The organism is Actibacterium sp. (assembly GCF_041584535.1).
Classification (GTDB): Bacteria; Pseudomonadota; Alphaproteobacteria; order Rhodobacterales; family Rhodobacteraceae; genus Actibacterium_D.
Map to the genome: position 1 here is coordinate 1 of NZ_JBFHDW010000088.1, position 8,931 is coordinate 8,931.

Genomic DNA, 8,931 nt, shown 5'->3' on the forward strand with positions numbered 1-8,931 from the left:
CGCTGGCCGAGACGTTGGGCTCGGATATCCTGATCGATGTCGATGTGACTGACGAGGCGTCGATGGATGCGGCCTTTGCGGCGCTCAAATCGCGCTGGGGCAAGCTGGATTTCGTGATCCATGCCATCGCCTATTCCGACAAGAACGAATTGGCCGGGCGGTTCATCAACACCACGCGCGCCAATTTCCAGAACTCGCTGAATATCTCGTGTTTCTCGCTGATCGACGTGGCCCGCCGTGCGGCGCCGCTGATGAGCGATGGCGGCACGATCATCACCCTGACCTATGGCGGGTCGAACCGGGTGACGCCCTATTACAACGTGATGGGCGTGGCCAAGGCGGCGCTGGAATCGTCGGTGCGCTATCTGGCGAACGATCTGGGGCCGGACGGCATCCGGGTGAACGCGATCTCGCCCGGTCCGATGAAAACGCTGGCCGGCGCGGCGATCGGCGGCGCGCGCAAGACCTTCCGCTTCACCGAGACCAACGCGCCGCTACGGCATAACGCAACGCTGGAATCCATCGGCGGCACTGCTGTCTATCTGGCCAGCGATCACGGCGCCTGCACCACCGGTGAAATCATCACCGTCGATGGTGGCATGCATGTGCTGGGGATGCCCCAGCCCGAGAACCTGTAACACAGACGAGACCGGCCCTTGCGGGCCGGTCATTCCCCCGATCTCGGGGCCGTTGGCCCCGCGGGGTTGAGTATTTTTCCCAAGAAAAAGTTACTTGCGTGCCCGCTCGGCGGCCAATTCGGCGCGCAGGCGATCCAGTTCGGCTCGGAAATTGGCGGCATCGCCGTAATCGCTGAACTGGCTATAGCGGTCATGGGTTTCAGCCAGACGGCGGGCATGTTTGATCGGGCACCAGAATTGCTCGGTCCGGGCGGCGATTTCACGCACATAGGCCAGCAGTCCGTTGCAATAGCCGCAATAGATGCAGTTCAGCTTTTGCAGCGCGTTCAGATAGGCCAGATGCTGGCGATCCACGGCGATATAGTCGCGGCGGCGGACCTTGGGGATGCGACAGACCGGGAAACAGATCGCCTGATAGATCGTGACGAACAGGTCCAGCAGCGCGAAGGGCAGGATCAGCGCATAGATCACCGGCGCGATCAGGACCGTCAGCGGCCGGGTGCGGGACAGGAAGCTGCTGAGTTTTTCGCGGGCGGCGCGTTGAGCGGCGCGGGCGTCAGCCTCGAATTCGACCTTGCGATGGGTGATCGTGTATCGAAATTTCTTCTGGCGCTGTTCCAGTTCGTCCTGAAGCGCCTCTTTCAGTTCCTGCACGCGTGCGCGCAGGGTTTCGGCATTGTTGTCCATGGCCCCGGCCTTTCTGCCTGATCCCTGCACTATAGGATGGCGGCGGCGGCGGGGCCATGGGCGGAATTCAGACGATCTCGACCAGTTCGAACGCGAAGGTCAGAGCCTTGCCAGCCAGCGGGTGGTTGGCGTCAAGGGTGACTTCGGTTTCGGTAACGGCGGCCACGGTGACCGGCATGATCTGACCGCTGGGCGTTTGCATTTGCAGTTGCGTGCCCGGATCAAGCGGCAGATCGGCGGGGATCTGGTCGCGCGGAACGGCCTGAATCGCGTTTTCGTGGCGGTCGCCGTAAGCTTCGGCGCAGGGGATCTCGACGGTTTTCTTTTCGCCGGCGGTCATGCCGGGAAGCGCCTTGTCGAGGCCGGGAATGATCTGGCCCGAGCCGACGGTGAATTCCAGCGGATCGCGCCCGGCCGAGCTGTCAAATGTGGTGCCGTCGGACAGGGTTCCAGTGTAATGAATGCGAACCGTGTCGCCCGGTTTAACCTGGGTCATCGTATATTTCCTGATGTCTTGGGATGGATTGTCAGAGGCCGCACGGGGGTGCGCACGGGTGCTCGGGGTGTGGGCTTACCCTAACGGACCGTTGTCTGATGTAAACCCCGGCCTTCCCGTTGGCGAGGCGCTGTGCAAGAGTTGCGCGCAAAGAAGGAGCCGTCATGACCATCACTGCTTGCGTATTCGACGCCTATGGAACGTTGTTCGATGTTGCCGCTGCCGCGCGCGAGGCCGCGGCCGAGCCGGATGCCGGGGTGCTGGCCGAGGTCTGGCCGAAGCTGGCCGAGGATTGGCGGCGCAAGCAGCTGGAATATTCGTGGCTGTTGGCGGTGACCGGGGATCACATGGATTTCTGGCAGGTCACCCAACGCGGGCTGGAATGGGCGATGGAGGCCTCGGGCATCAGCGACCCGGCGCTGCACGAGCGGCTGCTGGCGTTGTATTGGCAACTGTCGGCCTATCCCGAGGTGCCGTCGATGTTGCAGGCGCTGCGCGAGGCCGGGATGCAGACCGCGATCTTGTCCAATGGCTCGCCCGAGATGCTGGCGGGGGCGGTTCAGTCGGCGGGGATCGGCGGCCTGTTGGATGACGTTCTGTCAGTGGAAAGCGTCGGTGTGTTCAAGCCGCACCGGTCGGTCTATGACCTTGTCGGGCAGCGGTTCGGCTGTGCCCCCGAGGCGGTGCTGTTCGTGTCCTCGAACGGCTGGGATGCGGGGGCGGCGGCGGGCTATGGTTTTCAGACCGCATGGGTCAATCGCGCCGGTCAGCCGATGGACCGCTTGCCTTGGCAGCCTGCCCATGTATTGAATGACCTGACCCGAATTCCCGAACTTGCACGGAGCCTTTAATGCAATTTTTTACTGCCGATGACGGTGCCAAAATCGCCTTTCGTGACACCGGCAGCGGCCAGCCCTTGTTGTGCTTGTCCGGCCTGACCCGCAATACTCAGGACTTTGATTATGTCGCGCCGCATCTGGGCGATGTTCGGATGATCTGCATGGATTACCGGGGCCGGGGCAAGTCGGATTGGACCGGGGCCGAAAGCTATACCGTGATGCGCGAAGGCGCCGATGCGCTCCAGTTGCTGGATCATCTGGGCATCGAAAAGGCCGCGATCCTTGGCACCTCGCGCGGGGGGCTGATCGGCATGGGGCTGGGCGCGATGGCGGCGGACCGGATTTCGGGGCTGTGCATGAACGATATCGGCCCGGCGCTGGAGCGTGGCGGTATCGAGCGGATTTTCGAATATGTCGGCCGTAACCCGGCGGGGGCCAGCAGCTATGAACAGCTGGCCGTGGCGCTGGAACGCAACATGCCCGGCTTTAGCGACATGCCCGAGGGGCGCTGGCTGGCCGAGGCCCGCAAGCACTATCTTGAGACCCCCGAGGGCCTGAAGATCAACTACGATCCGGCGCTGCGCGACTCGTTCCTGAAGGATTACGAGGCCGAGGCCCCGGACCTGTGGCCGTTCTTCGACATGCTGGCGGATCGCCCCGTGGCGGTCATTCGCGGCGGCAATTCCGACCTGCTATCGCCCGCGACCGTCGCCGAAATGAAGCGCCGCAACCCGGCGCTGATCGCCGCCGAAGTGCCGGGCCGCGCGCATGTGCCGTTCCTGGACGAGCCGGAATCGCTGGCGGCGCTGCGGGCGTTCATCGCCGCTTTGGGCTGAGGCCGGGCCGGGTTTTCCACCCGGCGCGCGTCGCTTCTCCCTATTTGATTTGCCTGTCGGGCCGGGTTTCGCGCGGAATCCCGGCCCGAAATGCGATATTTTCAGCCCAATTTATGCTAAGCTGAATCCCAGTTTTCGCTGCAAGTTCAAAGTCCTCGCCACATCTGGCCCCAATCCGCAAGGAATTGTCCAAGTCTGGCGCTTAATCGTCCATCTCGATTTAATTGACTGTGTCAACTATCTGCGGCATAACGGCTCAGGATTTATGAGAGGGAGGAGACCTCATGCGCACTCAAGTTTGTATCATCGGTGGTGGCCCGTCGGGCCTGTTGCTGTCGCAGCTTTTGCACAACAAGGGCATCGACACGATTATTCTGGAACGCAAGACCCGCGATTATGTTCTAGGCCGTATTCGCGCCGGGGTTCTGGAAGTCGGCTTTGCCGAACTGATGCGCGAAGCCGGTGTCGGCCAACGCATGGACACCGAAGGATTTGTCCATGACGGCACGGTGATCGCCTATGGTCAGGAACAGTTCCGCATCGATTTCACCAAACACACCGGCACCCCGGTCATCGTCTATGGCCAGACCGAACTGACCCGCGACCTGTATGACAAGCGCGAAGAAACCGGTGGCAATCTGATCTTCAACGTCGATCACGTGGTCATCAACGACGCCGATACCGACAAGCCCTATGTGACCTTCGAAGCCGACGGCAAATCCCAACGCATTGATTGCGACTATGTGGCGGGCTGTGACGGTTTCCATGGTGTCAGCCGCCAGACCATTCCGCTGACCGTGCGCAAGGAATATGAAAAGGTCTATCCGTTCGGCTGGCTGGGCCTGCTGTCGGAAACCCCGCCGGTGCATGAGGAACTGATCTATTCCAACTCGGACCGCGGGTTCGCGCTGTGCTCGATGCGCAATGCCAACCTCAGCCGCTATTACATCCAGTGCCCGCTGTCGGACAGCCCGAGTGACTGGTCGGACCAGATGTTCTGGAACGAGCTCAAGCGCCGCATCCCCGAAGAACATGCCGACAAGCTGATCACCGGCCCATCGATCGAGAAATCCATCGCACCGCTGCGCAGCTTTGTGTCCGAGCCGATGCGCTGGGGCCGGTTGTTCCTGTGTGGCGACGCCGCGCATATCGTGCCGCCCACCGGCGCGAAGGGCTTGAACACTGCCGCATCCGACATCTACTATCTGTATCACGCGATGGTGCAGTTCTATGCCGACAAGGATACCGAAGGTCTGGACCGCTATTCTGAAAAGGCACTGGCCCGGATCTGGAAGGCCGAGCGGTTCAGCTGGTGGATGTCCAACCTGCTGCACCGTTACCCCGACCAGACCGACTTTGACCTGAAGATGCAGCGGGCCGATCTGGAATTCCTGCGCGAGAACGAAGCCTCGCAAAAAGTGCTGGCTGAAAACTATGTGGGGCTACCCTTCTGATGCAATTTACCGGGCCTGATGGCCTTTGCATTCACTATGACATTCAGGGCGCCCCGGACGGGGCGCCCATCGTCTTTTCCAACTCTCTGGGCACGGATCTGCGGCTTTGGGATGCGGTGGTGCCGCTGTTGCCGCCGGGGCTGCGGATCGTCCGCTATGACACGCGCGGCCATGGTGGCACCGATTGCCCGCCCGGCCCCTACGCCATGGGCAGCCTTGTGCGCGATGCCGAGGCGTTGCTGGATCACCTGAACATCCGTGATTGCGTGTTCGTCGGGCTAAGCCTTGGCGGGATGGTCGCGCAGGGGCTGGCGATCAAGCGGCTGGATCAGATCCGGGCACTGGTGCTGTCCAACACCGGGGCGCGGATCGGCTTTGCGCCGATGTGGCGCGACCGTGCCGCGCTGGTGCGCCGGGCCGGGATCGAGGCCATCACTGACGCGGTGATCGAGCGCTGGTTCAGCAAAACCTTTCGCGCCACGCCCGCCGTCGGGTTTTGGCGCGATATGCTGACCTCGCAGCCCGCCGAAGGCTATGCCGGCTGTTGCGAGGCCATCGCCGGCACCGATTTCTACACCCCGACCTCGGGGCTGGGCCTGCCGACGCTGGGCATCGCCAGCGACCGCGATATCGCCACCCCGCCCGATCTGGTGCGCGAGACCGTCGATCTGATCCGGGGCTCGAAGTTCGAACTGATCCGCGGCGCCGGTCACCTGCCCTGCGTCGAAAAACCTGACGAATACACGGCGTTGCTGACCGGTTTTCTGACCGAAATCGGCCATATCTGACCTTGCAGCGCGGCCCGGGTCCCGGCAATACGAAGGCAAAAATGGAGGCGCAGATGGCGCGGATTATCTTGGTGCATGGCGCATGGGGCGTGGCCGGTGTGTGGGACGCTTTGATCCCGCTGCTCAGCGCCGCGGGGCACGAGGTCTCGGCCCTGACCCTGCCCGGCCATACCGGCCACGCGACCCCGCCTCATACCGTCGGCCTGATGGACTATGCCCGCGCCATTGCCGACGCCATTGGCGACCGTCCGGCCATTCTGGTCGGGCATTCGATGGGCGGAATGGCGATCACCGCCGCCGCGCAGCTTGTTCCTGAAAAAGTTGAAAAACTGATCTATCTGGCGGCTTTTCTACCAAAGGATGGCGACAGTTTGTTGTCATTGATCAAGCGTCAGGACCTGACAATCGGCAATGCTGTGCGCCCCGGCGCGGCTGTGGGCACCACCGTTCTGGACCCGGACACCGCCCATACCTATCTGTTTCACGACGCCTCGCCGGAACAGCGCAGCCTTGGCCTGTCGCAAAACGGCGTCCAGCCCAACGCGCCGCAAACCGACCGGATTGAGATCACTTCCCCTGCCTACGCCGATATTCCCAAGGCCTATATCCTGTGCGACGACGACCGGACACTGACCCCGGCCTTGCAGGCCGAAATGGCCCACGCCACACCCGGAGTCGACATTGTGACGTTGGAAGCCGGACATTATCCGCAACTGACCGCGCCCGAAAAACTTGCCCCGGTCATTCTTGACCTGATCTAGGCCAAACGACGCGCGGTCATCGGGGCCTTGCCCCGGCCCCTGCTTGATCCCGGTGCCGAGGACAGTTTATCTCGAACCCGGCGCGTGTGTGGCGCCCGGAATGGTGCCGATGTCGAACAGATTACCGATTTTCTTTATCCTTATGACGCTGGCCATCGACGCGATGGGCATTGGCCTGATGATGCCGGTCATGCCCGACCTGATCCGCAGCGTCACCGGCGGCGATCTGGCGCAGGCGGCGGTCTGGGGCGGCGTTCTGGCCGCAGCCTTTGCGGTGATGCAATTCCTGTTCGGCCCGCTGCTGGGCAACCTGTCAGACCGCTATGGCCGCCGTCCGGTGCTGTTGCTGTCGCTGGGCTTTATGGCGCTGGATTATCTGGTGATGGCGCTGGCCGGGTCGATCTGGCTGTTGCTGGCCGGGCGCATCGTCGGCGGCATCACCGCCGCAACCCCTGCCGCCGCCACCGCCTATATCGCTGACATCTCGCGGCCTGAAGAAAAGGCCGCGCGCTTTGGCCTGATCGGCGCAGCGTTCGGTTTGGGCTTTGTCATCGGCCCGCTGATCGGCGGGTTGCTGGGCGCGATGGGTCCACGCGCACCGCTTTACGCCGCCGCCATCGTTGCGGCACTGAACATGGCGCTGGGGGTGCTGGTGCTGCCGGAAACCGTCAAGCCCGAGAACCGCCGCGCCTTTCGCCTGTCGCGGGCCAATCCGCTGGGCGCGTTTCAGGACATGGGCCGCCTGCCCGGCCTGCATCGGTTGCTGCTGATCGAGCTGCTGTATGAGTTCGCCTTCCTGGTTTATCCCACCACCTGGGCCTATTTCACCCAAGCGCGGTTTGGCTGGAGTGTCGGCATGATAGGCCTGTCGCTGGCGTCGTTCGGGGTGTCGATTGCCTTTGTTCAAGGCGCGCTGATGCGGCAGATCCTGAAACGTCTGGGCGAACGGCGCACGGTGTTTTTCGGGCTGACTGTCAATGTCGGCGCATTCCTGTTTTTCGCGCTGGTCCAGAATGGCACGCTGGCGCTGTTCCTGACACCGCTGACCGCATTGGGCGCGGTGGTGACACCGGCGCTTCAGGCGCTGATGTCACATCAGACCCCCGATAACGAGCAAGGCGCATTGCAGGGCGCGGTTGCGTCGATGCGGGCGGTGGCGATGATCCTGTCGCCCTTTGCCATGACCCAGATCTTTGCCCTGTTCAACGGGCCGGGGGCGCCGGTCTATTTGCCGGGGGCGGCCTTTGTTCTGTCCGCGGCTCTGATGCTGGCCTGTCTGGTAATCTTTGCCGGATCCCGCCTTAGGACGGCGGATTTGACGTAACGGCAGTTCCGCGCTCTCTTGCTGCCAGACGCCCCTCCGGCAAGTCTGACCGCAAGAACAGGAGACCCCACATGACCCGAATTCGCGCCGCTGTCTGTCACGCGTTCAACACCCCGCTGCAGATCGAGGAAATCGACCTGCGCGCGCCCGATACCGACGAGGTCGAGGTGACCTTGGCCGCCGTCGCGATCTGTCAGTCGGACATTTCCTATACCGAGGGCGCATGGGGCGGCCCCCTGCCCGCGGTTTACGGTCACGAGGCCGCTGGCACCGTCTCTGCCGTCGGGCCGGGCGTTACCACCTATGCGGTGGGCGACAAGGTTCTGGTGACGATGCTGCGGTCCTGCGGCGCTTGCGTAACCTGCGCCACCGGCCACCCGGCCAGTTGCACCACCCCGGTCATGCCCGAGCCGCCGCTGCATATGGCGGATGGCGGCGCGCTGGATCAGGGCTTGGTGACTGGCGCTTTCGCGGAAAAAGTCGTGGTGCATCGCAGTCAGCTTGCACCGCTGGCGGCGGATATGCCGCTGGATTCGGCCTGTCTGCTGGCCTGCGGGGTGATCACCGGCATCGGCGCGGCGGTGAATGCGGCCGCGATCCGGCCCGGCGCGTCGGTCGTGGTGATCGGCGCGGGCGGCGTTGGCCTGAATGCCATTCAAGGCGCGCGCATCGCCGGGGCAGCGCGGATCATTGCGGTGGATATGGTCGCGGACAAGCTGGACGCCGCGCGCGAATTCGGCGCGACCGACACGATCCTCGCCAGCGAACCCAAACCTTGGTCGACCGTTCGCCGTATCACCGGCGGGCGCGGCGCCGATGCGGTTCTGGTCACAGTGGGCGCGATTCCGGCCTATGACAGCGCCACGCGCTATCTGGCGTCGGGGGGGCAGGTTATCATGGTCGGCATGCCGCATTCCGGCGACCGGGCCAGCTATGAGCCGGTGGTTCTGGCCCGCACCGGGCAAGGCATGACCGGGTCGTTCATGGGCGACACCGTGCTGGTGCGCGATATCCCGTGGATGGTGGACATGTATCAGCAAGGGCGACTCAAGCTGGACGAGCTGATTTCCGGGCGCTGGCGGCTGGATCAGATCAACGAGGCCATCGC

Annotated in this window: 10 protein-coding genes; 8 read left to right on the plus strand and 2 right to left on the minus strand. The window is 63.3% G+C overall.

The genetic code is table 11. From position 1 onward, the window contains the following. Nucleotides 1–638: enoyl-ACP reductase (locus ABYW26_RS06235; protein WP_372603926.1), on the plus strand; the 638-nt coding region annotated here is incomplete at its 5' end. A gap of 90 nt (nt 639–728) precedes the next feature. Here ABYW26_RS06235 and ABYW26_RS06240 read toward each other — a convergent pair. Both ABYW26_RS06240 and ABYW26_RS06245 read right to left on the minus strand, forming a co-directional pair. Next, nucleotides 729–1,325, minus strand: a complete 597-nt coding sequence (locus ABYW26_RS06240; protein ID WP_372603927.1) for a hypothetical protein — start codon at nt 1,323–1,325, stop codon at nt 729–731. Between the two features lie 67 nt (nt 1,326–1,392). Beyond that, nucleotides 1,393–1,821: a peptidylprolyl isomerase gene (locus tag ABYW26_RS06245; protein WP_372603928.1), complete on the minus strand. Its 429-nt coding sequence runs from the start codon at nt 1,819–1,821 to the stop codon at nt 1,393–1,395. A 164-nt stretch (nt 1,822–1,985) separates the two neighbouring features. Between ABYW26_RS06245 and ABYW26_RS06250 the strand changes: the two genes are divergently transcribed. From ABYW26_RS06250 to ABYW26_RS06280, 7 genes are all read left to right on the plus strand, one after another. After that, a complete protein-coding gene (locus ABYW26_RS06250) occupies nt 1,986–2,672 on the plus strand; it encodes a haloacid dehalogenase type II (protein ID WP_372603929.1) in 687 nt (228 codons plus the stop codon). Continuing rightward, a complete protein-coding gene (locus ABYW26_RS06255; RefSeq protein ID WP_372603930.1) occupies nt 2,672–3,496 on the plus strand; it encodes an alpha/beta fold hydrolase in 825 nt (274 codons plus the stop codon). The genes ABYW26_RS06250 and ABYW26_RS06255 overlap by 1 nt, the downstream gene beginning before the upstream one ends. 284 nt (nt 3,497–3,780) lie before the next feature. Beyond that, complete coding sequence (gene pobA, locus ABYW26_RS06260; RefSeq protein WP_372603931.1) at nt 3,781–4,950, plus strand: 4-hydroxybenzoate 3-monooxygenase; 1,170 nt, start codon at nt 3,781–3,783, stop codon at nt 4,948–4,950. After that, nucleotides 4,950–5,738 carry a 3-oxoadipate enol-lactonase gene (gene pcaD / locus ABYW26_RS06265; RefSeq protein ID WP_372603932.1) on the plus strand — a complete coding sequence of 263 codons (789 nt, stop codon included), beginning with the start codon at nt 4,950–4,952 and terminating at the stop codon, nt 5,736–5,738. The genes pobA and pcaD overlap by 1 nt, the downstream gene beginning before the upstream one ends. 53 nt (nt 5,739–5,791) lie before the next feature. Beyond that, complete coding sequence (locus tag ABYW26_RS06270; protein ID WP_372603933.1) at nt 5,792–6,499, plus strand: alpha/beta fold hydrolase; 708 nt, start codon at nt 5,792–5,794, stop codon at nt 6,497–6,499. Nucleotides 6,500–6,608: 109 nt separating this feature from the next. Next, complete coding sequence (locus tag ABYW26_RS06275; protein WP_372603934.1) at nt 6,609–7,823, plus strand: TCR/Tet family MFS transporter; 1,215 nt, start codon at nt 6,609–6,611, stop codon at nt 7,821–7,823. Between the two features lie 71 nt (nt 7,824–7,894). Further along, a partial coding sequence (locus ABYW26_RS06280) for a zinc-binding dehydrogenase (RefSeq protein WP_372603935.1) occupies nt 7,895–8,931 on the plus strand: 1,037 nt, incomplete at its 3' end.

Excerpts from the sequence above, each read along its gene's own strand:
- ABYW26_RS06245 (WP_372603928.1), bottom strand. The coding sequence starts at position 1,821 with ATGACCCAGGTTAAACCGGGCGACACGGTTCGCATTCATTACACTGGA.
- ABYW26_RS06250 (WP_372603929.1), top strand. The coding sequence starts at position 1,986 with ATGACCATCACTGCTTGCGTATTCGACGCCTATGGAACGTTGTTCGAT.
- ABYW26_RS06255 (WP_372603930.1), top strand. The coding sequence starts at position 2,672 with ATGCAATTTTTTACTGCCGATGACGGTGCCAAAATCGCCTTTCGTGAC.
- ABYW26_RS06275 (WP_372603934.1), top strand. The coding sequence starts at position 6,609 with ATGTCGAACAGATTACCGATTTTCTTTATCCTTATGACGCTGGCCATC.
- pobA (WP_372603931.1), top strand. The coding sequence starts at position 3,781 with ATGCGCACTCAAGTTTGTATCATCGGTGGTGGCCCGTCGGGCCTGTTG.
- ABYW26_RS06270 (WP_372603933.1), top strand. The coding sequence starts at position 5,792 with ATGGCGCGGATTATCTTGGTGCATGGCGCATGGGGCGTGGCCGGTGTG.
- ABYW26_RS06240 (WP_372603927.1), bottom strand. The coding sequence starts at position 1,325 with ATGGACAACAATGCCGAAACCCTGCGCGCACGCGTGCAGGAACTGAAA.
- pcaD (WP_372603932.1), top strand. The coding sequence starts at position 4,950 with ATGCAATTTACCGGGCCTGATGGCCTTTGCATTCACTATGACATTCAG.